This is a genomic window from Achromobacter sp. Root83 (assembly GCF_001428845.1).
Taxonomy (GTDB): domain Bacteria; phylum Pseudomonadota; class Gammaproteobacteria; order Burkholderiales; family Burkholderiaceae_B; genus Achromobacter.
Genome location: NZ_LMIU01000003.1, coordinates 109,457 through 131,010 on the forward strand (window position 1 = coordinate 109,457; position 21,554 = coordinate 131,010).

At 64.2% G+C, this 21,554-nt stretch carries 22 protein-coding genes; 17 read left to right on the forward strand and 5 right to left on the reverse strand.

Annotation, left to right across the window (positions count from 1 at the left end):
• The first annotated feature begins 79 nt into the window (after positions 1–79).
• Together ASE30_RS06715 and ASE30_RS06720 are read left to right on the forward strand one after the other, a co-directional pair.
• Positions 80–1,519, forward strand: coding sequence for a DUF1254 domain-containing protein (locus ASE30_RS06715; protein WP_057283523.1), 1,440 nt, complete (start codon positions 80–82; stop codon positions 1,517–1,519).
• Positions 1,520–1,611: 92 nt separating this feature from the next.
• Entirely contained in the window at positions 1,612–2,418 is an 807-nt protein-coding gene (locus tag ASE30_RS06720; RefSeq protein ID WP_057283524.1) for a DUF481 domain-containing protein, read from the forward strand.
• 43 nt (positions 2,419–2,461) lie between these two features.
• On the opposite strand, the gene ASE30_RS06725 is transcribed toward ASE30_RS06720, so the two are convergent.
• Complete coding sequence (locus ASE30_RS06725; protein ID WP_162259907.1) at positions 2,462–3,484, reverse strand: AraC family transcriptional regulator; 1,023 nt, start codon at positions 3,482–3,484, stop codon at positions 2,462–2,464.
• A 205-nt stretch (positions 3,485–3,689) separates the two neighbouring features.
• Between ASE30_RS06725 and ASE30_RS06730 the strand changes: the two genes are divergently transcribed.
• From ASE30_RS06730 to ASE30_RS06790, 13 genes are all read left to right on the forward strand, one after another.
• A complete protein-coding gene (locus ASE30_RS06730; protein WP_057283526.1) occupies positions 3,690–4,241 on the forward strand; it encodes an OmpA family protein in 552 nt (183 codons plus the stop codon).
• Between the two features lie 138 nt (positions 4,242–4,379).
• Complete coding sequence (locus tag ASE30_RS06735) at positions 4,380–4,682, forward strand: hypothetical protein (protein WP_057283527.1); 303 nt, start codon at positions 4,380–4,382, stop codon at positions 4,680–4,682.
• On the forward strand, positions 4,679–5,785 hold the full coding sequence (locus ASE30_RS06740; protein ID WP_057283528.1) for a glycosyltransferase: 1,107 nt from the start codon (positions 4,679–4,681) through the stop codon (positions 5,783–5,785). Before ASE30_RS06735 ends, ASE30_RS06740 begins: the two co-directional genes overlap by 4 nt.
• 278 nt (positions 5,786–6,063) lie before the next feature.
• Complete coding sequence (locus ASE30_RS06745; RefSeq protein ID WP_162259908.1) at positions 6,064–7,401, forward strand: amino acid permease; 1,338 nt, start codon at positions 6,064–6,066, stop codon at positions 7,399–7,401.
• Positions 7,402–7,406: 5 nt separating this feature from the next.
• Positions 7,407–7,853 carry a hypothetical protein gene (locus tag ASE30_RS06750; RefSeq protein WP_057283530.1) on the forward strand — a complete coding sequence of 149 codons (447 nt, stop codon included), beginning with the start codon at positions 7,407–7,409 and terminating at the stop codon, positions 7,851–7,853.
• Positions 7,854–7,868: 15 nt separating this feature from the next.
• Positions 7,869–8,399, forward strand: coding sequence for a fimbrial protein (locus tag ASE30_RS06755; RefSeq protein ID WP_057283531.1), 531 nt, complete (start codon positions 7,869–7,871; stop codon positions 8,397–8,399).
• 158 nt (positions 8,400–8,557) lie between these two features.
• A complete protein-coding gene (locus ASE30_RS06760) occupies positions 8,558–9,100 on the forward strand; it encodes a fimbrial protein (RefSeq protein ID WP_057283532.1) in 543 nt (180 codons plus the stop codon).
• A gap of 101 nt (positions 9,101–9,201) precedes the next feature.
• Positions 9,202–9,939 (forward strand): molecular chaperone, encoded by a 738-nt coding sequence (locus tag ASE30_RS06765; protein ID WP_057283533.1) that lies wholly within the window; start codon positions 9,202–9,204, stop codon positions 9,937–9,939.
• Entirely contained in the window at positions 9,936–12,440 is a 2,505-nt protein-coding gene (locus ASE30_RS06770) for a fimbria/pilus outer membrane usher protein (RefSeq protein WP_235515193.1), read from the forward strand. Before ASE30_RS06765 ends, ASE30_RS06770 begins: the two co-directional genes overlap by 4 nt.
• A complete protein-coding gene (locus tag ASE30_RS06775; protein WP_082601476.1) occupies positions 12,431–13,603 on the forward strand; it encodes a fimbrial protein in 1,173 nt (390 codons plus the stop codon). Before ASE30_RS06770 ends, ASE30_RS06775 begins: the two co-directional genes overlap by 10 nt.
• Before the next feature lie 120 nt (positions 13,604–13,723).
• Complete coding sequence (locus tag ASE30_RS06780) at positions 13,724–14,107, forward strand: acyl carrier protein (protein ID WP_057283536.1); 384 nt, start codon at positions 13,724–13,726, stop codon at positions 14,105–14,107.
• A gap of 14 nt (positions 14,108–14,121) precedes the next feature.
• The gene (locus ASE30_RS06785; RefSeq protein ID WP_057283537.1) at positions 14,122–15,354 is read left to right on the forward strand and encodes a beta-ketoacyl synthase; all 1,233 of its coding nucleotides are present in this window, start codon (positions 14,122–14,124) and stop codon (positions 15,352–15,354) included.
• 32 nt (positions 15,355–15,386) lie between these two features.
• A complete protein-coding gene (locus ASE30_RS06790) occupies positions 15,387–16,469 on the forward strand; it encodes a flavodoxin family protein (RefSeq protein ID WP_057283538.1) in 1,083 nt (360 codons plus the stop codon).
• 7 nt (positions 16,470–16,476) lie between these two features.
• Here the strand turns inward: ASE30_RS06790 and ASE30_RS06795 are convergent, their stop codons facing one another.
• Positions 16,477–17,391, reverse strand: coding sequence for a DNA/RNA non-specific endonuclease (locus ASE30_RS06795; RefSeq protein WP_082601477.1), 915 nt, complete (start codon positions 17,389–17,391; stop codon positions 16,477–16,479).
• A 154-nt stretch (positions 17,392–17,545) separates the two neighbouring features.
• On the opposite strand from ASE30_RS06795, the gene ASE30_RS06800 reads away from it, so the two are divergent.
• Positions 17,546–17,866, forward strand: a complete 321-nt coding sequence (locus tag ASE30_RS06800; RefSeq protein ID WP_235515194.1) for a hypothetical protein — start codon at positions 17,546–17,548, stop codon at positions 17,864–17,866.
• Between the two features lie 246 nt (positions 17,867–18,112).
• Here ASE30_RS06800 and ASE30_RS06805 read toward each other — a convergent pair whose 3' ends face one another.
• On the reverse strand, positions 18,113–18,337 hold the full coding sequence (locus ASE30_RS06805; protein WP_057283540.1) for a YdcH family protein: 225 nt from the start codon (positions 18,335–18,337) through the stop codon (positions 18,113–18,115).
• A 250-nt stretch (positions 18,338–18,587) separates the two neighbouring features.
• Here ASE30_RS06805 and ASE30_RS06810 point away from each other — a divergent pair, with 250 nt between their 5' ends.
• A complete protein-coding gene (locus ASE30_RS06810) occupies positions 18,588–19,736 on the forward strand; it encodes a sterol desaturase family protein (protein ID WP_057283541.1) in 1,149 nt (382 codons plus the stop codon).
• Between the two features lie 63 nt (positions 19,737–19,799).
• Here ASE30_RS06810 and ycaC read toward each other — a convergent pair whose 3' ends face one another.
• Together ycaC and ASE30_RS06820 are read right to left on the reverse strand one after the other, a co-directional pair.
• Positions 19,800–20,426 carry an isochorismate family cysteine hydrolase YcaC gene (ycaC, locus tag ASE30_RS06815; protein WP_057283542.1) on the reverse strand — a complete coding sequence of 209 codons (627 nt, stop codon included), beginning with the start codon at positions 20,424–20,426 and terminating at the stop codon, positions 19,800–19,802.
• A gap of 121 nt (positions 20,427–20,547) precedes the next feature.
• On the reverse strand, positions 20,548–21,519 hold the full coding sequence (locus ASE30_RS06820; RefSeq protein ID WP_057283543.1) for a LysR substrate-binding domain-containing protein: 972 nt from the start codon (positions 21,517–21,519) through the stop codon (positions 20,548–20,550).
• Positions 21,520–21,554 lie beyond the last annotated feature (35 nt).

Genomic DNA, 21,554 nt, shown 5'->3' on the forward strand with positions numbered 1-21,554 from the left:
GATTCGAATCAGTAGCTTGGCAATACTCCCTGACGCTTCTCCAAATTGGCTTTACCACCTTAATTGTCGGAGCATTCGAATGAAGCTATCACGTCGAAAGTTCAACACCGCGGGGGTCGCTTTACTGACGGTGGGCTCGCTGCCCGCTTCGGCACGTGCCGACGGTCTCGTGACGGATTTTCCCGAGGCAGGTGACCAGTACACGACCGCGATCGATGCCTACGTCTACGCCTACCCTCTTGTCACGATGGAGATGACCAGGAGGGTCATCACCAACGTCGAGGCGCCGAAAGGCACCCGGGCGCCCATGGGAACTCTGATCAAATTGCGGCACTATCCGGACGCCAAATTCCGCGACGTGACCGCGCCGAACGCCGACACCCTGTACACCACCGCGTTCTTCGACGTGGGCGACGAGCCGTGGGTGGTGAGCCTGCCGGACATGCAGGACCGCTATGCGCTGTTTCCGATGCTGGACGGGTGGACCACGGTGTTCGACGTGCCCGGCAAGCGCACCACCGGCACGGGCGCGCAGACCTTCGTCGTGACCGGTCCGCGTTGGGAAGGCACGGTTCCGCAGGGCATGGTGCAGTACAGATCACCGACCAGCATCGTCTGGCTGCTGGGCCGTATCTACTGCGCGGGCACGCCGGAAGATTACGCCAAGGTCCACAAGCTTCAGGATGAAGTAAAGCTCTGCCCGCTTAGCGCTTGGGGCAAGGACTGGCAGCCGCCCAAGGGCAAAGTGGACCCCGCAATCGACATGAAGGCGTCCGTGCGCGAGCAGGTCAACCGGATGGACGCGGTTGAGTACTTCACGCTGTTTTCCGAGTTGCTCAAGCGCAATCCGCCGCCGGCTGCGGATGCGCCCATGCTGGAGCGGCTTGCGTCGATCGGCATCGTGCCTGGCAGGGACTTCGACAGGCGCAAATTCGACCCCGACCTTGCCAGGCGCGTGCCGCCGGCCGCGTTCGGGCGGATCATGGGCCATTTCAAGGATAGCAACGGCGATATCCAGGAAATCGACGGCTGGGGCTTCACTACCAAGACGGGAATCTACGGCACCAACTACATCCAGCGCGCCCTGGTCACCGCTATCGGGCTGGGCGCCAACCGCCCGCAGGACGCGATCTACCCGACCTCGCTCAGGTCCGACAACGGGCCGGTCAAGCGCGCGTACGACGGTTCTGAGAAATACGTGCTGACGTTCCGCAAGGGGCTGACGCCGCCCGTTTCCGGATTCTGGTCGCTGACGATGTATGACGGGGATTATTTCTTTGTCGACAACCCGCTGAACCGCTACTCCATCAGCCCCCGCCAGCCGCTGAAGGCGAAGGCGGACGGGTCGATCGACCTGCTCATACAGAACGAGTCGCCGGGCCCTGACCTGGAGTCGAACTGGCTGCCGGCGCCCAAGGGCAAGTTCGTCCTGATGATGCGGCTGTACTGGCCCAACGAGAGCGATCCGTCGATCATCAATGGCTCATGGCTCATCCCGCCGGTCAGACGTATCTCCTGATTCAAACGACGGACTGCCGCGAAGGCCGCCGGCTTGTATCCTGCGGACACGGCGCATGACGCCCGCCATGCCTGCGTATCGGACGAGTGCACATGAAAAAGAAGATCGTGAGCTGCCTGATCTGCGGGCTGGCTTATGCGATGCCCGGCGTGGCGGCCGAAGGGGATGGGGCCGTGGCAGGCGCCATCTCCGGCGGGCCGGCGTTGGCCGCGTCCGCGCCCGTGCAGGACGAATGGGCGTTCTCGGTAACGCCGTATTTCTGGGCGGCGGGACTGTCCGGCAAGGTCTCGCAGCCTCGTTTGCCGGCCATCGACATCCACGCGGACTTCGACAAGCTGTTCGATAATCTGGACTTCGGCGCCATGCTGATTGGCGACGCGCGCAAGGGGCGCTATAGCATCTTCGGGGACCTGATCTACACGAAGATCGGCTCGCAGGGCGACACCCCGCGGGACATCCTTGCCACCAGCGCGGACGTGAAGACGTCCACCTTCGCGGGGCTGCTGGGCGTGGGCTACTCCGTGCTGGAGAATTCGCCGCACCAGTTGGACGTCGTGGCGGGATTGCGGGTCTGGTCGGTGGATACGGACGTGACGCTGAAGGGCGGGTTCCTGGAAGGCCGCAAGCGCAGCGATAGCGCGACGTGGGTCGATGCGCTGGTGGGCGTGCGCGGCAACTACAACCTGAGCCAGAAGGTCTACCTTACCGGCTGGGGGCTGGTCGGCGCCGGCGGGGCCGAGGCGGACTGGGACGTCGGGCTAGGCCTGGGCTACAACTTCAGCAAAAGCATCTCCGCGGCAATCGGGTATCGCGCGGTGGGCGTGGACTACGACCGTGGGGGTTTCAAGTTCGACGCGGTGCTGCAAGGGCCCATGGCCGGCCTGACGATACGCTTCTAGTGATCCGGACCGGCCCGGGGCCGAAGCGGCCACGCCGGCAAGCTTACTTTTCAAGCAGTTTTTGCCGGTATTCATTCGGGGCCAGCCCGCAGGCCTTTCTGAACGCACGCGCAAAATTGGCGGGCGATGAATAGCCGAAATCCGTGGCGATCTGCGTGATGGAAACGCTGGTTCCGCGCAGCAGTTCTTCGGCCCGTCTTAACCGGACCGCGTTCGCAAGCTCACGAAAATCGACGCCGTTGTCGCGTCGCAGCACTCGCTGCAGCGTGCGCACGCTGGTGCCCATGGCCCTGGCGGTGCTGTCGATGGACACGACCCCGGCCTCGACCTGGGAGCGGATATACGAGGCGACGACGCCCAGGTAGCTGCCCATGCCCAGCGGGTCGGCCTGCGCCCGAGCGACGTCTTCGATCGTGATGAGCGTGGGCCGGGCGGGAGCGCGGACCGCACGCTTCAGCAGGCCAGCTTCGATGCATACCGATACGGCTGGCGCGTCGAAGACGACGGGGCAGAGAAACGCGTCCTCGAATGGCGTGCCGGTAGGCGGACGGGGAACGTCTATTTCAATCCGGAAGGGAAGAAAGCCGGCGCCCAGGTATGCGCGCAAGACGCTGAGCACGACGGCCACCGTGCCGGTGGCGACGTGCAAATAGCCTCGCCGGCCCCGCGTGGCATGGATGAAGCTGATTTTCGCGACGTGCCCGTCGAGCGTCATCTGCATGCTGTCGCCTGTGCTGTGGTAGCTCAGGGACGACGCGGCTCGGGCAAGCGCCTCGCCCAGGCTGTCAGCGGCGAGGACATACTTGCCCCAACGGCCATAGTTCGCCAGTGAAAGATGAGGGGCGGCCAGCAAACCCAGATTGGCGTCCTTTGCGCGCCTTTCGATTTCCCAAAGATAGTCGGTCACGACGAGCTGGGGGATGAAGCACTCCCGGTGCTCGATCATTTCGATGTCCAGCATCACCGCCTGCTTGGCCTGCCGCAGGATTCTGTCCCCAAAAGCATCCCGCACCATTCCGGACACCCCGGCCAACACCATGACCGATTTCACCGGCGGACCCTGCACGCCGAAATTTCTTTCCGCCCGTCCCGGCAATGGCGTCATATGAGTGGTGGCCGTGTTCACTTGTGTCTATTCTGCGCCTGTAGTTGCGAGAATCTGCTGGCGCTGGCGCCCGGCAGAGTGAGATATGACGTGCCTTGGGATATTACACAGGCCTGAACGGGGCGAGGTCTCGTCCTTTCGGGCTACAACCTGGCGGAGAACGGACATGAGGCTACACAAAATTGCATTGGTGCTGTGCGCGGTGCTGGCGGTCTCGGGGTGTGTGACAAAGCAGACCTACGATAAAGAGGCACAGCTGGAGGCTGAATATGCCGCCCTCAATAAAAAGCTCTCGGCTGAACTGAGCGGCGACCGTGCGCAGATCACGCAACTCCAGAACGAATTGAAAGTGACGATGGTGAACGAGATCCTGTTCCCCGAGGGCGGGTGGAGGCTCAGTCCGAAAGGCGAGCAGACGCTGGCCAAGATCGCTCCCACGCTTTCGAATCTGCCGGGCAAGCAGGTCGTCGTCCAAGGGTTTACCGACAATGAGCCCATCGGACCGGCGTTGAGGGCGCAATTCCCCTCCAATCTCGAGCTGTCATCGGCCCGGGCGGACGATGTGGCGCGCTACCTGACTGCCAAGGGCGTGCCGGCCAATTCGATCTCGGCGCAGGGGTTTGGCGAGGCCCGACCCGTGGCCAACAATTCGACCCCCGAGGGCAGGGCGAAGAACCGGCGCGTGGAAATCGTGATCACGGCGGCGGGACGTCCCTAGTCCACCCGTGGGGCGTATCAAAAACTGACATTTCAATACATTGGTAACATTGGGGTATTCCGCAATTATTCTCCGATACCAATGCAGGCGCTCCGTCCACCCCTTCCAGAAATATATAGGTATTTGTTTTCCCCGCCGATGCGTCAGACTCCCGCGCTGGTGGCCGCGGGTCTGGCCGACGCCATTCCGGACCACATCAAGGCCTGCCGCCCGCCCTATTCGTTTGAACGGTTGCAGCCGAGCGACGTGCTCACCGCCTTGCACGGCGCCGGCTGGTCGTTCGGCAGCGACCGCATGGGACAACTGCTGATCAGCAAGGGCGCCGACCATCTGACCATACGGCCTGGCGTGCAGGTCGCATCCGGATGCATCACGGAAGCGGATGTCCGATATCTGGATGGATATGTGGCGGTCGTCACCGGCGATGAGGTGCATGAATGACCGGCGAAACCCGGCGCCCGCTGCGCGTCATCCACTCGGAAGCCGCTACCAGCTTTGGCGGGCAGGAGCATCGCATCCTGAAAGAAATGCGGGGCATGCGGGATCGCGGCCATGTCATGGAAGCCATTTGCCAACCCGGCAGCGGGCTGGCGCTGCGGCTGACGGACGAAGGATTTGCCGTGCACACGATGCCGATGGACGGGGCGGCAAATTATCTTCGGGCGATTCATCGCATCCGGCGGCTTCTGGCCCGCGGCCGGTACGATGTGCTCAATACGCATAGCCGCCGCGATACCGTCATCGCCGCGGTGGCGGCGCGCCTGGCTGGCGTGCCGCTGATCGTGCGCAGCCGGCATCTGGCAAAGCCGCCGGGCTCGCTCTGGAGCTACACCGGCCTTCCGCACAAGGTGATTGCCGTCAGCGAGTACGTCGCGCGGCAACTTCTCGACCGTGGCGTGAAACCCGGCGACGTTGATACGGTGTTTGACGCGGTCCAGCCCCTGGCGCGCGCGGCCCGGTCGACCTTGCGCGACGAACTGGGCATCGGCCACGATGCCGTGGTGATCGGATGCGTCGGACATTTGCGGCCTCAGAAGGGGCATGGCCTGTTGCTGGCCGCGGCCGCGCCGCTGCTGAATCGTGGACCCGACCTGCATCTGGTCGTTGCGGGCGAAGGGTCGCAGCTCGATAGTCTGCAGGCGCAGGCACGCAGCCTCGGATGCGAGGGGCGGGTTCACTTCCTGGGACGCCGGAACGATATCGAAAATGTCCTGTCCGGCTGCGACGTCTTCGCGCTTGCTACCGAGTTCGAGGCGCTCGGCACGTCCTTTATCGAAGCCGCTGCCTGCGGCCTACCCATCGTAGGCACGGCGGTGGGAGGCGTGCCCGAGATCGTCAAGCACGCAGAGACCGGCCTGCTGGTCCCGTATGGCGATGTCGAGGCGCTACGCGGCGCCCTGGCCGCGTTGGTGGCGGACAAGGCGCTGCGAGAACGCATGGGCAGGGCTGGGGAGGCCTACGTTCGCGGGGAAAAGAAATTCAAGATCACCGGAATGGCGGAAGGCATGGAATCCGCTTACAGACGCTGGCTGGCGCGTACCTAGCAAGCGATTACGCGGATCAGCAACCGGCCCAGGGCCGGTTTTTTTGCGCCTGCTCCAGGAGGGCGGGGTTTTCGTAATTCTTCTAAATACGTACGAAAACCCCAACGTTAGAGTCTCGCCTGGAATGAAGTTGCGGCTTTGGGCCGCGGTTGGCAACGGCTTGCGTTTGCCGCGCCGGTACCGACTTCGGCAAAGCAAAAATCTATATGAACACACTGAGTCACATCGTGCGCAGAGAATCCGGGCTGCCCGCGGTTCTTAGCGGAAGGCAGATGTCGATGGTCGCCTTCGGCACCGTCATCAGCTACGGACTCGTCTCCGGTAGCGCCTTCCCGCTGCTGGCGGCTGGTCCCGCCGCGGTGCTGGCCTATCTGGCCGCGGCGCTGATAGCGATATCGCTGATGGCCTGCCTGAGCCGTATCGCCAGCGCTCATCCGACGCCCGGCGCTTTTGGCTCCCTTGCCGAAGGCTATCTGGGCGCCACCGCGGGGTTCATGGTCCGCGCGGCGTACTTCGTTTCGCTCGTGCTGATCATGGGCACGGAAGTGACGCTGCTCGTGCCCGTGCTGAATGCCTGGTTGCCGAATGTTCACACCGGTCCGCTGCTTGTCGCCGTATTCGTGGGGCTCGCCCTGGTGAACCTGCACGGAGCCAGAACTTTCGCGCGTAGCGAAGTTGTGCTGTCGGCGCTGAAGATCCTGGCCCTGGCGGGGCTCATCGCCATGGCGTGCTACTACGCGGCGTTTGGCACGCCATCGCGGGCGCAGGCGCAGTTTGATGTCGTGGCCGCCATTCGGGCCGCGCCCTTGCCCGGCGTCTGGCAAGCCTTTGTTCTTGCTGTGCTGGGCTACGTCGGTATCGAGTCACTGGCCATCGTGGCGGGCGAGACCAACGCGTCCGCGCAGGCGCTGCGGCGCAGGATGCGGGTCACGTCCCTGGCGGTCGTGGCGCTGACCATTCTGGCCGTGACGGCGTCCGCCGCCCTGGTGTTCAGCGGCACGGTGTCCCTGTTCGAGATTCCCTTCAGCGCTTTGCTTGGCGTGGCGGGTTTGCCGTGGCCGAAAACGCTGTTTGGCGCATTGCTGCTCGTCACCGTGCTTTCGGTGCTCAACAGCCAGATGTATTGCGCGTCGCGAATGCTGTTCAGCCTGGCGCGCGCGGGGCAGGCCCCGTCGGCGTTCGGCCGAGCGTCGCCGCGCGGTCCCGCGCCGGCCGTTCTTGCGACCGCCGTGCTGGCGCTCCTGGTGGTCCTTGCCGGCGCGTGGTTTCCCGGCCAGACCTATGCGGTTGCAACCTCGATCGCGACAGCCGGCCTGCTGTTCGTCTGGCTGGCGATATTCCTGACCTATATCGGATATCGCCGCGGGCAGGCCGCAACGGCGAAGTTCCATCCGGCAGGGCATCTGGACTCGGCGGCGGCGGTGGCGGGCGCGCTGGTGGTAGCGACGATAGCGGCGTCGACGTGGGTGATCGAGTCCTTCTCCCTGACATTGCGCATTGGCCTTCCGTTCATGGCGCTTCTGTGGATCGGCCATGCGCTGCGGGGGCGTCGCGGATTGCCCCGTGTAGAGCGGGCAAACACAAACCGCCTCTGCGCGGATCAACTGATTGGGTGACCCGTATGAGCAAGCTAGGCATCTGGGCCGATTTTGAAATGAAGATCGTGTGCAACGAATTGCGCCGGCAGAACCTCCTGTCTTTTCGGGATTGGGTCTACGACGCGAGCCATTGCGCAAAGACGTTCTCGCCGACGAGCTACCTGGGGTATCGCGTCTGGGCGATTCCGTGTCTGCGGCTGATGCGCAAGTATCCGCCTTTGGCCGCGGGCCTTGCGGTGGTGGTTCGATGGATGGTCGCCGATTTGAAGTACGAAATCGGCGTCAGCGCGCAGCCTCACCTGCCAGGCCGCATCGTGCGGCGCGGGCTGTTCTGGCCGGGAAACTGGCTCCTGGGCAGTCTTGCGCGCTTTGCTCGAATGCAGGTTGGCGCTCCGTCATGCCGAATGCGGACGCCAGATTACCGGCTGTCCGTCGGACCGCCATCGTCAGTATTTTTTTCCTCAACATAGATAGGTTTGAAAGACATGAAAAAACACCTCTTGAATGCCCTGGTCGCCGCCAGCTTTGCCGCGATCGCCGGCACCGCCGCCGCGGATACGGGCAACATCTCCTTCCAAGGCGAGATCACCACGTCGCCGTGTTCGATTGGCGGTGGCCAGCAGGGCACCGACATGGTGGTTCCGCTGGGCAGCATCTCCACCAATAACTTCAGGGCCATTGGCGACAAAAGCCCGGAAGCGCCTTTCACCATCTCGCTGCTGAACTGCGACACGGCGGTCGCGCAATCGGCTGCGATCTCTTTCCGCGCCGGCGCGGGCAGTGTCGTCAGCAGCCGCCTGCTTGGACTGGAAAACGGCAGCGGCGCGCAAGGTGTTGCCATCGGCCTGATCGACGAAGCCGGCAATGCCGTGGTTATTGGCGGCGCGGCGACCAGCTACGCGCTGATCGACGGCACCAACAACTTCAATTTCAAGGCGTTCTACGAATCCACCGCGGCAACCGTTACCGCGGGTCCGGCCAACGGCCGCGCGGTATTCGAAGTCACCTACTCGTAAATTGCCCGCCTGCCTGTGGAAGACGGGCCAGGCAAGCGCCGAGCCCAGCAGTAAACCGCAGCAGCACGGAGCGGCGCCATGCGCCGCTCCGCCTCCCCCCTTCGCGGCGGTTGCCGCTTGCCGCGAACGGGAGCAAAGCGGGGGCACCGGATGACGATATGAATCTCAACACTGGAAATGTCGCCGTCGCCACGGTTCTCCTTGCCGCGGCTTGCGCGGCGTATGGCCAGACGGCCACCTTAAACATACAGGGAAGAATCACGAGCACCCCGTGCACCATTTCGGTCGGCTCGGTTTCCATGGGCGATGTGCCCATTTCGGAATTCAGCGGATCGAACACGCCGGATCAGAAGTACTGGAAGAATTTCACGGTCTCTTTGCAGAGCTGCGAGATGTCGACCCTTCAAGCCGCCAGCCTTCGCTTCAACGGCACGACGGCGTTCGGAGACGCCAGCATTCTTGCGCTGACACCCGGCTCGGACAACGCGACCGGATTCGGCGTGCAGGTGCAGACCAGCGACACGACGCATGGCTCCGGCGTCAAGGTGCGAATGGACGGTAGCCAGTCGTACGCCTTCAACGTGAATTCGGCGCAGAACACGTTCCAGTTCACGAGCTACTACATCAGCGCGCCGGGCGCGGCGCAAATCAGATCGGGAACGGCCAACGCCACCGCGACGATAACGCTGTCGTATTCCTGATTCAGGTCCGGCCCCCTTCGGGCAATGCGCCAGCGAACCGGCCATGCCTTTCACTTTCACTCTTAAGCCGGATCGCTGGTAGCGAACCGCAGGTTAGCCCCATGAACAGCATTATCAAACGCTTACTCCCCGTGGTTGCCGCGATCGGCGTATTGGCGGGCAATGCCGCCGAAGCCGCCGTGCAGCTCTCCACCACCCGCGTCATCATCAACGAGAAGGACAAGAACGTTTCGGTTTTTGCCAAGAATCATGGCGCCGATCCCTTCGTCGTTCAAGCCTGGATCGATGGCGACTCCGAAGAAATGGAAACGCCATTCTTCGTCACGCCGCCCTTGAGCCGGTTCGACGGCAATGCCGAGCGCAGTCTCAATATCACTCGGGTGGGCGCGGGCCTGCCTGGCGATCGGGAAAGCTATTTCTGGTTGAACGTGCTGGAGATTCCGCAGAAGAAGGCGGGCGGCGACAACAGCCTGACCCTTGCCACGCGCACGCGCATCAAGCTGTTCTATCGGCCGGAAGCGATCCAGAAGATGCCGCGCGGCGCCGATCTGGTGCAGTGGTCCTGGGGGAAGGACGGCAAGCAATGCCAGCTTGCCATCAAGAATGCCTCGGCGTTCACCGTCAATTTCGCGGCCATCGACATTCCCGGCGAGGCCGCCGGCTTTGGGCGCACGATCGTTGCCAAGCCGCTGGCCACGACCCAGGTGCCGCTTGGCAAGTGCCCAAGCGGCGAGGTCCGTGCGAAGGCGCACGTCGTCAACGATTACGGCGTGGTTGAAACGTGGGCCGAGGTTTCCGTGCAACCCGAGGCCGGCGGCCCGGAGGGGAGCCGCAGGTGAAAGGAATAGGGAATCGCGCGACGGTCAGCCTGATGGCGGCCGCGATTCTTGTCTTTCCCGCATGCAGCTTTGCCGGCGAGCCGGGCCTGGACGCGGCCACCTTCGACAGCAGCTTTCTGCATCGGAGCAAGCCGGGCACCGACGTGGACTTGTCGGTGTTCGCCTATTCGAATCGGACATTGCCGGGCAAAAAATCGGTCTTGATTAATTTGAACCGGCAGGCGTTCGGCATGCGCGAAATCGAGTTCGTCGCCGTCGAGGGAATGGACGACGGGCAGCCCTGCCTTCCCGTTTCCGTGCTGAAAGAGATGGGCGTGAAGGTCGATGCCTTTCCCGCCCTGCAGGCGCTGGATTCCGCCAACTGCCAGGACGCATTGAAGGCGCTGCCGTCGGCCGGGACGCGCTTCGATCAGGACAGGAACGTGCTGGACGTGTCCATCCCGCAGGCGGCGCTGGACCGCAAGGCCCGGGGCACGGTCGCGCCGGCGCTGTGGGATAACGGCACGACCGCATTGTGGTCGTCGTACCGGCTTACGCACAATGCCGTTCGCGCGCCTGGCGGGCAGGGCGGCGGCACGGCCAGCACTACATTCGCCAATTTTCGCAATGGTTTGAACCTGGGCGCGTGGCGCCTGCGGGCGAATGGCAGCTATTACGACAGCGCGGAACGATCGGATTGGGACTGGAGCGATCTCTACGCCGAGCGCGATGTCGCGCCGTGGCGCGGCTGGCTGCGACTGGGAGACAGTTCGACGCCGGGCAATATATTCAATGCCTCCCGTTTCCGCGGAGCGCTGCTGCAATCGGATGACGGGATGCTGCCGGATAGCCTGCGCGGTTACGCGCCGGTGGTTCGAGGCATCGCGCCTTCCAGCGCCAAAGTGACCGTGCGCCAGAACGGCCATGCGATCTATACGACGTTCGTGCCCGCGGGCCCGTTCGTTATCGACGATCTCTATTCCACGCCGGGCGGCGGGGATCTGGAAGTCATCGTCGAGGAACTCGGCGGCCGGACGACACGCTCCGTTCAGCCGTTTTCGGCCCTGCCGACGATGTTGCGCGAGGGCACCTGGAACTACAGCCTGGCGGCGGGCGAGCATCGCCCGGCCTATCTGGACGAGCGTCCGCTGATGGCTCAACTGACGTTCGCGCATGGCCTGCCTTGGGGCATCACGGCCTATGGCGGATGGACGAGCGCCGAGGGCGCCTATCATGCGGGCGCCGCGGGCATGGCCCTCAACCTGCGCCGGATGGGCGCGGTGTCCGTCGACGTGACGAGTTCGCGTTCACAAGGCGCCGCCGGCGAAAAGCTGGTCGGGGCGGCCGCCAGGGTTCAATACGCCAAGACCTTTCCAGGGATGGGCACCGATCTGACGCTGGCGGGGTACCGGTACAACTCCGATGGCTATCGCAGTCTGAACGACGCCATGCGCGACCGCTCGCGGCGCGACTCGTACCCGGGTTACGAGCGGCAGCACGAGTATCAGCTCTGGCTATCGCAGCGGATCGCGGATATGGGTTCGCTGTCCTTCAACTATTACGGCATTGCCTATCGGAACGCGCCGCGCAATGCCTCGTTCCTGCAGGTTTCGTATTCCAGCGCGATCGGCCGGGTGGGCTATGCGCTGAACTATGGCGTGAACCGGAGTCCCTGGCAGGACCGCGAGTCGACCGTCATGCTGACGCTGAGCATACCGCTGGGTAGCAGGCACACCGCCAGCTATACGATGAGCCGCACCCAGGGTCAGGGCACGAGCCACGACGCGAACGTCAGCGGTGCGCTGACCGATGACTACTCCCTGACGTATGCCGTCCAGGGAGGCGTGACGAATGGTTCTCAGGCCGGCAACAGCCGGCGAGGCTATGCCTCGATGGGGTACGCGTCGCCGGTGGGGCTTGCCAATCTGAGCCATGCGTCCAATTCGGGGGCTTCCAACACGAACATAGACCTTAGCGGCGCCGTGGTGGTGGATCGCAAGGGCGCGCTGTTCGGACAGTCCATCGGAGAGACGGCGGTCATCGTGGAGGCGCCGGGCGCCGCTGGCGTGAAGGTGGATTCCTATCCGGGCGTTCGCACCGACGGGTCGGGCCGGGCACTGGTGCCCTATGCGACGCCCTATCGCGAAAACCGCATTTCGTTGTCGCCCGATTACGACGATCCAAATGCGACGCTTGCGGAGAACGTCGCCACCGTCGTCCCGACGCGCGGCGCGATCGTGGTCGCGAAATTCGAGACGGAACTGGGCCGCACGCTACTGGTCGTGCTCAAGAACGCGTCCGGCGCGGAATTGCCTTTCGGGGCGTCGATCTACGCTTCCGACGGCGAGCAGCGCGGTGTCGTTGGGCCCGTCGGACGGGCATGGCTGACCGGGCTGCAGGGGGCCAGCCGCTACACCGTGAAGTGGGGAGGCGAGCAAGCACAGCACTGCACATTTGATATCGATGTTTCGGCGGCCCAATCCGGCGTTGCGGAAACCATGAAGGAACTGACATGCGCCTAAGCGCCAAGCCCATTCTTTGGGCGCTCGCCGGTCTCGGCTCGCCAAGCCGGAGATTCGCCGGACTTTGCCTCGCGCTTCTGGGCGCCGTGGCCGCCCCGCAGGCGGCGCTTGCGGGGCCGCTGGATTCCCGGGCGGTCAAATGCTCCGTCAACACGTCGGGCGGCAACGGGCCGAGCGGCATGCGCTATGAACCCTTTTCCTCGTATCAGTTCGCGCTGCCGTCGGGCAGGAGCTCCTTTGCCGCGCCCGCCCAGGCGGCCAGAGGCGAGGTGCTCTTTGCCGTGGAACGGTATCTTCCCGCGTTTGCCGCGGGCCAGCAGGGCAGGGTGGCTCCCTTGTACAACTGTCCGCCGGGGGCGATGGAGTATTTCTCCGGCAATGGAACGCTGGTGCCTGGAAGCGGCGACATCTACCGCACCAACATCGCGGGGATCGGCTACCGGGTGTTCTATTACCGGAATAGCCAGAGCAGCCAGACCGCCCCGGCGGTCTACACCAACAATTACGCAAAGGGCGTGCTGGTGTTCCCGTTCGATAACCCGAGTTTTGGCGCGAACACCAGAACCCGGATCGAGATCGTCGCCACGGGAGAGCCCATCGGCACCGGCACCCTGAATGCCGGCACCATCTACGCGCAGACCTGGATAAGCGGCACGGGAGGGACGATACCGCCCGCCGGCCTGTACCGGGTTGCCCTGCAGGGCAACGTGCAGATCACGCGGCCCACCTGCACGGTGTCCAACCCGAGCGCGCTGAATCTGACGCTGCCGGATGCAACGCTTGCCGCCCTGAAGGGCGGGAGCGCCGCCGACGTGACGGCGACCACGCTTCAGGTGACATGCGCCGCCACGAGCACGGCGGCGCCCACCCTGTCGATTTCTGGAACGACGGTCACCGGCTATCCGTCGACGCTGGCCAATCAGGACACGACGTCAGCCGGAGCCAAGGGGGTGGGCGTGAGGCTGTGGGTGCACGATCCCGTGACCGGGAGCTTCCGGCTGCCGGAAATGGGGGTGGCCGAGAAGAACCTGGGTTCGGCGGTCGGCGCCGTGCCGACGACGACGTGGTCGTACCGCTTGGGAGCGAGCTACCTGCAGGTGGCGCCGGCTCCCACCGCCGGGGTGGTGCGCGCCACGGCGACGCTGACGCTGTCCTATAGCTGACGGGCCGGCGCCGCGCTTGGACCATTTTGCGCCCGATGCCTTATAGTGGTTTGGTTCGGTGCCCAGAGGGTTCATTCGTCGCTGCCCCCATAGATAGTTCTATTTTTTGGGAATTCGATCATGCAAACCCAGCAGACCACGCCGGTTCTTCCGGCCCCCGGGATCCTGCGCGAAAAGCTCGCCGCCATCATCGCCAATGTGTGCCGATGCGAACCTGGACCGCTGCTTGAAGACCAGGAGTTCGCCGCCGTCATCACGCAGTTCGACTCGTTGGCGATTCTTGAGATCCTTCTCGAGATCGAAACGGAATTTCATATCCAGACCGACGACATGCTGCCCACCGACCACGCGGTCGGCGCTCAGGAAATCACAAGCATCTTTCCCACCAATCTCTCGGCCTTGATCGCCTATATGCACGTAGTCGTCGAGCGGGTCGCGGCGGGCCCCGCCGAGGGCAGCGCGGCGGCGCGCATGGCGCTCGCGGCCGCTCGGCGCAAGGACTGAAGCGGGGACGGCTCATGATGCAGCGCAGGAAAGTCGTCATCACCGCCATCGGCATGGTCACCCCGGTGGGCGGCAACGCCACGCAGACTTTCGACGCCCTGGTGGCGGGGAAGTGCGGCGTGGATGTCCATCGCGACAGCGGCATCGGGCGGCGCGTGGGCTATGTGCGCGCCGATATCGCCGCTGGCGTTCACCCGGCGCAGGTGCGCATGATGGACCGCGTCACGCTGATGGCGCAGTGCGCGGCCGGCCAGGCGATGGCGCAGGCGGATCTGGACGAGGCACAAAGGGCCAATTGCGGCGTCTTCGTGGGCACGGGTATCGGCGGTGTGTCGACCTTGTGCGAGGCGGTCGAGGCCTACCATGGCATCGTCCCGAAGCGGCCCCTGCTGGTGGTGCCTGCCACCATGCCGAACGCGCCGGCCGCGCATATCGCGCAGCAGCTCAAGTCCCTGGCGGAAGCGCAGACCTACACCACCGCATGCTCGGCGGGCGCCGTTGCCATCGGCGAAGCGTTCCGCCGCATTCGCGACGGCTACCTGGATATCGCCCTGGCTGGCGGCGTGGAGGCCATGCTGACCCCGACGATCGTGGCGGCGTGGACCCAGCTGCATGTGCTCTGCGCGGACCCGGAAAATGGCGACGCGGGGAGCTGCCGGCCTTTCAGCCATCGGCGCACGGGATTCGCCCTGGCGGAGGGAGCCGCGATGCTGATGCTGGAGTCGGCCGACCACGCCGCTGCCCGGGGTGCCGCGCCCATCGCGGAGCTCTGCGGCTATGGCGTCAGCAACGATGGCACGCATCCCCTGCGTCCCGACTCCGATGGCCAGTCCCTGGCCATGTCGCGCTGCCTGGCCGATGCGGGCCTGTCGCCTGCGCAGGTGGACTATGTCAACGCGCACGCGACCGGCACGCTGGTGGGCGATCGCATCGAGACCGCCGCCATCAAGCGGGTGTTCGGCGAGCACGCGCGCAGCTTGCCGGTCAGCAGCATCAAGGGGGCGATCGGGCATACGATCGGCGCCGCCGGCGCCATCGAAGCCGCCGTGACCGCCATGGCGGTATCGCGCGGGATCGTGCCGCCCACGCTGTTCTTTGAATCCGGCGATGCCCAATGCGACCTGGACTACGTGCCTGGGACGGCGCGCGCGCTGCCGGCGCTGACGCTGGCGCTCAGCAATTCGTTTGGCATGGGTGGCAACAATGCCGTCCTGGCGTTCCGCAAGGACGGGCACGGCATTTGCTGACGGCCTGGGCCCCAGTCCGCAGGCAGGTTGCCATGACCAAACCGAAGCTCGACGTTCGCACCGGACAGTACACCGGTCCGCTGGCGCGGGACGTTTTCCGGGTGCGCTTCATGCGCCGCTTCTACGATCCTGCCTTCCAGGCCGAGGGCGATGCGCTGGACCGGCTGGAAGCCATCGCGTGGGATGCCTACGAAGGAAGCCGCAAAGCGCCCATCACGGTGAAAGCCGGACCGGGGTATGCGGATCCCGAGTACGACCTGTCGGTGGAGTGGAAAGAAGCGCACGACCGCCTGGCGCGCGCGGCGGAGATCCAGAGCCAGCCGGAGACGCGCTCGCGGGTGCTGGTGGTCATCGCCGCGGCGCGCAACGATGGCACCTGTCCGGGGGAAGTCTCCAAGAGCTGGCGGCTTGCGCAGATCGTGCGGCACGAGCTGGAGTCGGCGGGCATGCTGGCCGACATGCTGGACCTGAGCCGTTTGACTTCCGAATACCAATACCAGATCCATCCTTGCAAGGGTTGCGTGTCCACGGCGATGCCGCTTTGCCATTGGCCGTGCAGTTGCTATCCCAATCATTCGCTGGGGCAGGACAACGACGCGATGAACGACATCTACGAGCAATGGGTTTCCGCGCACGGCGTGGTGCTGGTGGCGCCAACCTATTGGTACCAATCGCCGAGCGGCTTGAAGCTGATGATAGACAGGCTGGTGTGCGCCGATGGCGGCAACCCCGATCCGACGTCGACCGCGGGCAAGGATGCGATGAAGGCCAAGCAGATCGAGATGGCAGGCTGGCCCTACCCGAAGCACCTGGCGGGCCGGGCCTATGGCCTGGTGGTACATGGCGACGTGGCGGGCATCGAGGATCACCGGCGCGCCCTGGGCGACTGGCTGGACTGGATGGGGCTGGTCGACGCGGGCGCATCGTCCCGGCTGGATCGCTATATTGGCTACTACGAGCCTTATGCCACCAGCCACGCCGAGCTGGATCAGGATCAGGCGGTGCAGGAAGAGGTGCGCAACGTGGCCAAGGCGGTCGCCCATTGCGTGCCGCTGCTGCGGGCCGGTCGGTGGGCGCCGGGTGCAGACGGCGTGCGCTCGCCCCGGCCGAAGTAGGCCGCGGTCAAGGCGCGGACGGCGGCAGCAGCTTCATGCCTGTCCGCCGCACGAATTCCTCGTAGCCGATGGGCGCTCCCACCGTCGTGCTGGCGCTGTTTGCCTGCCAATGGACCCACGAGCGGCCCGTGGCCGCGTCGTACACGACCTTGTAGATGTGGCTGGGCACGGCCACACCCGACCCGATCTCTTTCGGCTTTTCCGCATAGAACGGCCCCGTGAAGACGTAGACGTCGCCTGCGGCGCGCATCACGTACTTCCGGGTGTCCTGTTCGATGCGGCTCCAGGCGCCGGCGTTCTGGGTCTGGTCCTGGGGCACCATATTGGCCAGCGAGAAGCTCTGCGCCATGGCGTCCGGGGTGGACATGTCCCCTGCCGGGGCCATGTGGCCGCGCGAGTAGCCCGAACCCCGATAGTCAGGCAGTTCTGCCCGTTCGGCGCGCGGGATGCGCGCCTCGGCGTAGAACCGGTCCGCTCGCTGCATCCCCTGGGCCTGCGCCAGCGTTTTCCGGTTCAGCCGCTCCGCGACGAAAACCGGCGTCTTCGTCTGGCCGTTGTGCAAGATGGCGAACGATGAAAAGCACAGTTCCCGCAGCGCCTGGCTGGCGGGAACGACCGGCGGGCTTTCGCGCGGAAAGAACTGAGGACAATCCGCGAATCGGGTGTGAGCGAAGCCGCCGGCCGGCGCCGGCGCGGGCGCGAACTGCTGCTCCTGGGCCGGCCAACCCAGCCGCGCCAGGATGTCTTCCGGCGAGAAGTGAACCCGCCATTGGGGATTCAGCGCGTAGGTGGCCGCGCCAAAGCTGGCAAGCGAGGTAAGGGCGAACGTACGCAGGAATCGATAAATGCGGCCACTTCGGGTGGCCTTGTTCCTGCTTACCGGGGTTCTCTTTCTGGGGGCTGATTTCTTCGCGCGCGTCATGCTGCCTATGTGTTGCAGGCCGGCGCATCTGCTCGCCCGGCACGTCGACGCATTGTAGATGACCGCAAAATTCGGGTGACGGCGGGGTATTCTATGGTCGCTCGCGTTCCGGGAGGCGGACCGCGGCTTACAAGATCGGGGTAGTTGAATGAGAATGTCATTGCTTTTCGTGGCCGCCATCGTCACCGGCTGCGCCGCCACCAACTCTGGGGACTTGATCACCCAGGCCAAGGTTGAAGGCATCAAGATCAATGCCACCACCTTTGACGAGATGGTCCGGGACTTCGGGCCGCCACGGTCCCAGCACGTCAATTCGCAGGGCCTGCGGACCGCGACCTGGTTCTACTTCAATAACAGCGAATTCGGGGCGGTGCAGGATCAGCGCACGCTTACCGTGGTCTACAACAAGAATCTCACGGTGAAGGAATACATGAACGCCTCCGCCGGAGAAAAGGACGCGAAGACCGTCCGGTAGCGCGCAACGGTCAAGCGGCCTCGCCCGCCGCCACCAGATGTTCCAGCAGCACGAAATGTACGTGCAGCAGGCGGGAGTGAGGGCCAGGCACATCCCGTACAAGGGCGTGGGGCCGACGCTGCGCGAACAGGGGCTGGCGGTCTACGAAATTCGCAGACGGTGGCGTACTTCCGTTCTGAAATGGCGAAGTACGCGGCCGTCGTCAAAGGCGCGGGGCTGGAACTGATGTAGCCCGGCCCGGGCGCGTCAGCTGCCGTTCTGGTCGGCCGCCCGCAGCAGCCCATACAGCTTGTCCTTGAGCTGCAGCTTTTCTTTTTTCAGCACTTCGATGTTGGTGCCCGAGGACGGCACGATGCCGTCTTCCATGTTCTTGATCTCCTGGTCCAGGTCGTTGTGCCGCTGGAACAGTGCCGAAAAATGGGCGTTTTCGGATTTGAGCTGGGTAATGAGTTGACGGTATTCAGGGAACATAGGGGCCTCTTTAGGAACCGGTTGACGGGACCGATGATGCGCCATGCAAGACGCTTCATCAGCGTCGATTCCATGACACGCCAACCCCCGCGCCTTGTCAACCTTGCGGGCCGCCGTCGCGGATACCCGATTGACCGCGCGCAAAGGCCGCCGCGAAAGAGTCATTCTGTCGCGCATGCTCACGTTTCTTTACAGGGTGTTCCGTCCCCAGCGATACACTCGCTTCCCCGTGGATAGCCATCAAAGTGAAATGAAACAGCGCGCGCCCATCTATCGGCAGGTTTTCGACCTTTTCAGGCAGGACGGCCGTATTCATCCGGGCACCGGCATGATGAGCGGCGTGATTGCGCTGTTCCTGGCCATCCTGGCGGTGCTGGGAGTCCTGGCGTTTCACTTTCCCGCCTATCTGACCACGCCCGAGCTGCGCGCGTTCTATTCCGTGGACGCGATGCGCAGCCTGCTGTTCGGCGCGCTGCTGGTGTCAGGCACCATTGCGTTGGCCAACACGGTGCTGGGCCGTCAGCGGTGGCTCAATATATCGGCCTTCTTGCTGGTCTGCTGCGCGGTGGCCGCCGGTGGCAGCCAGATCGCGGTGACCCCATCCAACGCGGGCAGCCATCCCTATCTGGGCCTGGACTGGTTCATCCTGGACCTGCTGGCGTCCAGCACGGTCTTCATCATTTTCGAGAAGCTGACGCCGTTGTATCCCGGGCAGCCGGTGTTCCGCGGCGAATGGCAGGTCGACATGAAGCACTTTCTGTTCAACCACCTGTCGGTGGGTGCGGTGCTGCTGTGCATCAACTTCTTCATCCACCGCCTGTTTTCCTGGGCGGCCTATGAGCCGCTGCAGGCGGCCATCCAGTCGATGCCTTATCTGCTCGAGCTGTTCGTGGCGGTGCTGGTGGCCGACCTGGCGCAGTACGCGGCCCATCGGATCTATCACGAGGTGCCGTTCATGTGGCGCTTCCACGCCGTGCATCACAGCACGCGCACGCTGGACTGGCTGGCGGGTTCGCGCCTGCACATCGTCGAACTGCTGATCACCCGCGTGGCGGTGCTGGGCGTGCTGTTCGTCCTGGGGTTTTCCAAGTCGGTGCTGGACGCCTACATCATCATCGTGGGATTCCAGGCGGTGCTGATCCACTCCAACGTGAAGCTGCCCTGGGGCTGGCTGCGCTACATCATCGTGACGCCGGACTTTCATCACTGGCATCACTCGTCGGACACCGAGGCCATCGACCGGAACTACGCGGCGCACTTCTCGTTCATCGACTACCTCTTCGGCACCGCCGTGCTCGGGGTCGGCAAGCGCCTGCCGGAGAACTACGGCATTCTGGACAACGACATGCCCGGTACCTTCCTGGCGCAGCAGGCGTATCCCTTCCGCAGGAAGTCGTAGACGTTACGGCCCAGGCAAGCGCCTGGGCCATAACGGTCACTTGCAAACCCGTGCGTGCAACGCTTACCTGGAACCCTTGACCGTCGAGTACGACGCCATCAGGTTGCGGTAGTCCGGGATGTGATTGGCGAACAGGGTGCCCAGGCCTTCCACATCGTTGCGCCAGTCGCGGTGCAGTTCGCACGCCACGCCGAACCACGACATGAGCTGCGCGCCGGCCTGCTCCATGCGGCTCCAGGCCGCATTCCGGGTCACCTCATTGAACGTGCCCGACGCATCCGTCACGACGAACACATCAAATCCCTCTTCCAGGGCCGACAGCGCCGGGAAGGCGACGCAGACTTCGGTCACCACGCCGGCGATGATCAATTGCTTCTTGCCGGTGGCCTTGACGGCTTTGACGAAGTCTTCGTTGTCCCAGGCATTGATGTTGCCGGGGCGGGCGATGTAAGGAGCCTGCGGGAACTTGTCTTTCAGTTCCTGGACCAGGGGGCCATTAGGACCGTCTTCGAAACTGGTGGTCAGGATGGTGGGCAGCTTGAAGTATTCCGCCAGGTCGGCCAGGGCCAGCACGTTGTTCTTGAACTGGTCGGGTTGAAAGTCGCGCACCAGGGACAGCAGGCCGGCCTGGTGATCCACCAGCAGAACGGCGGCTTGGGTCTTGTCGAGCTTTACGTAGGGCTTGGTCATGACTAGTTCCTTGTTGGGTCGCACCGGGCAGGGCGGCACTGAGTACACGCTGATTGCGTAGACAGAAATCCTAAATTCAAGGTGATTTCAGCGCTAGACGGGCAATATGAGCTTCAGCGTTCTATAAATCGGACAATGCATGGGCTGGCAGCAACGTGGGGATGCCATGGCGCGTCTGGGTATCGGCTTCGCGCCGGGCGTTTTCACGATACGCCGCGCTCATGAAATCCAGAAGTTCTCTGACGGCGGGCAAGAGGCCGCGGCGGGAAGGGAACACGGCATGCACGCTGCCCGGTTCCGGTTGCCAAGGGGCTCCCACCGTCGATAGCGAGCCGGCGTCCAGTTCGTCGCGGATCATCAGCAGGGGCAGGGCGACGATGCCCACGCCTCGCAGGGCCGCCTGCTTGAGCGCCAGCATGTCGTCGGTCACCAGCCTGGGCGCGAAGGGCACGACCTGGCGGGCGTTGCCGGGCCCATGCAGCCGCCATTGGCATTCGCGCTGTTCCGTGCCCAGCGCCAGCGTAGGCTGCTGGGCGATACGCTGCAGATCGGCGGGATCGGAGAGGGATCGCGCCAGCGCGGGGCTGGCGACCAGGGCCTGGCAGCTCATGCCCAGGTGCTTCATGACCAGGTCGCTGCTTTCGATCGGGCCAAACCGCACCCGTACCGCCAGATCGAACCCTTCGCGCAGCACGTCCACCGGACGGCTGTAACTCTTCAGGTAGACGTTCACCTTGGGGCACTTCTCCATGAAGCGCGCCACCACATCGCCCAGAAAGTAATAGATCAGCGCGGGCGGGGCCGCAATGCGGATCGTGCCCTGCGGCTCGGCGTGCGTACGGTCGATGACCTCTTGCGCCGCTTCCGCGCCCGCCAGCATCGCCAGGCATTGATCGAAATATTCCTGGCCCAGTTCGGTCACGGCGAACGTGCGCGTGGAGCGCTGTATCAGGCGCACGCCCAGGCGCTCTTCCAGCAATGCGATGCGCCGGCTGAGCCGCGATTTGGGGATGTCCAGTGCCCGGCCGGCGGGTGCGAAGCCGCCGCTTTTGACCACCTGGACAAAGTAGTAGAGATCATTCAAGTCGTGCATGGACCGTCCGTGCTTGCGTCAATAGGCTTGTTGCG

Coding starts and splice junctions, on each gene's coding strand:
- ASE30_RS06715 (WP_057283523.1), top strand. CDS start 80: ATGAAGCTATCACGTCGAAAGTTCAACACCGCGGGGGTCGCTTTACTG.
- ASE30_RS06720 (WP_057283524.1), top strand. CDS start 1,612: ATGAAAAAGAAGATCGTGAGCTGCCTGATCTGCGGGCTGGCTTATGCG.
- ASE30_RS06730 (WP_057283526.1), top strand. CDS start 3,690: ATGAGGCTACACAAAATTGCATTGGTGCTGTGCGCGGTGCTGGCGGTC.
- ASE30_RS06735 (WP_057283527.1), top strand. CDS start 4,380: ATGCGTCAGACTCCCGCGCTGGTGGCCGCGGGTCTGGCCGACGCCATT.
- ASE30_RS06740 (WP_057283528.1), top strand. CDS start 4,679: ATGACCGGCGAAACCCGGCGCCCGCTGCGCGTCATCCACTCGGAAGCC.
- ASE30_RS06745 (WP_162259908.1), top strand. CDS start 6,064: ATGGTCGCCTTCGGCACCGTCATCAGCTACGGACTCGTCTCCGGTAGC.
- ASE30_RS06750 (WP_057283530.1), top strand. CDS start 7,407: ATGAGCAAGCTAGGCATCTGGGCCGATTTTGAAATGAAGATCGTGTGC.
- ASE30_RS06755 (WP_057283531.1), top strand. CDS start 7,869: ATGAAAAAACACCTCTTGAATGCCCTGGTCGCCGCCAGCTTTGCCGCG.
- ASE30_RS06760 (WP_057283532.1), top strand. CDS start 8,558: ATGAATCTCAACACTGGAAATGTCGCCGTCGCCACGGTTCTCCTTGCC.
- ASE30_RS06765 (WP_057283533.1), top strand. CDS start 9,202: ATGAACAGCATTATCAAACGCTTACTCCCCGTGGTTGCCGCGATCGGC.
- ASE30_RS06775 (WP_082601476.1), top strand. CDS start 12,431: ATGCGCCTAAGCGCCAAGCCCATTCTTTGGGCGCTCGCCGGTCTCGGC.
- ASE30_RS06780 (WP_057283536.1), top strand. CDS start 13,724: ATGCAAACCCAGCAGACCACGCCGGTTCTTCCGGCCCCCGGGATCCTG.
- ASE30_RS06785 (WP_057283537.1), top strand. CDS start 14,122: ATGATGCAGCGCAGGAAAGTCGTCATCACCGCCATCGGCATGGTCACC.
- ASE30_RS06790 (WP_057283538.1), top strand. CDS start 15,387: ATGACCAAACCGAAGCTCGACGTTCGCACCGGACAGTACACCGGTCCG.
- ASE30_RS06795 (WP_082601477.1), bottom strand. CDS start 17,391: ATGACGCGCGCGAAGAAATCAGCCCCCAGAAAGAGAACCCCGGTAAGC.
- ASE30_RS06800 (WP_235515194.1), top strand. CDS start 17,546: ATGTCATTGCTTTTCGTGGCCGCCATCGTCACCGGCTGCGCCGCCACC.
- ASE30_RS06805 (WP_057283540.1), bottom strand. CDS start 18,337: ATGTTCCCTGAATACCGTCAACTCATTACCCAGCTCAAATCCGAAAAC.
- ASE30_RS06810 (WP_057283541.1), top strand. CDS start 18,588: ATGAAACAGCGCGCGCCCATCTATCGGCAGGTTTTCGACCTTTTCAGG.
- ycaC (WP_057283542.1), bottom strand. CDS start 20,426: ATGACCAAGCCCTACGTAAAGCTCGACAAGACCCAAGCCGCCGTTCTG.
- ASE30_RS06820 (WP_057283543.1), bottom strand. CDS start 21,519: ATGCACGACTTGAATGATCTCTACTACTTTGTCCAGGTGGTCAAAAGC.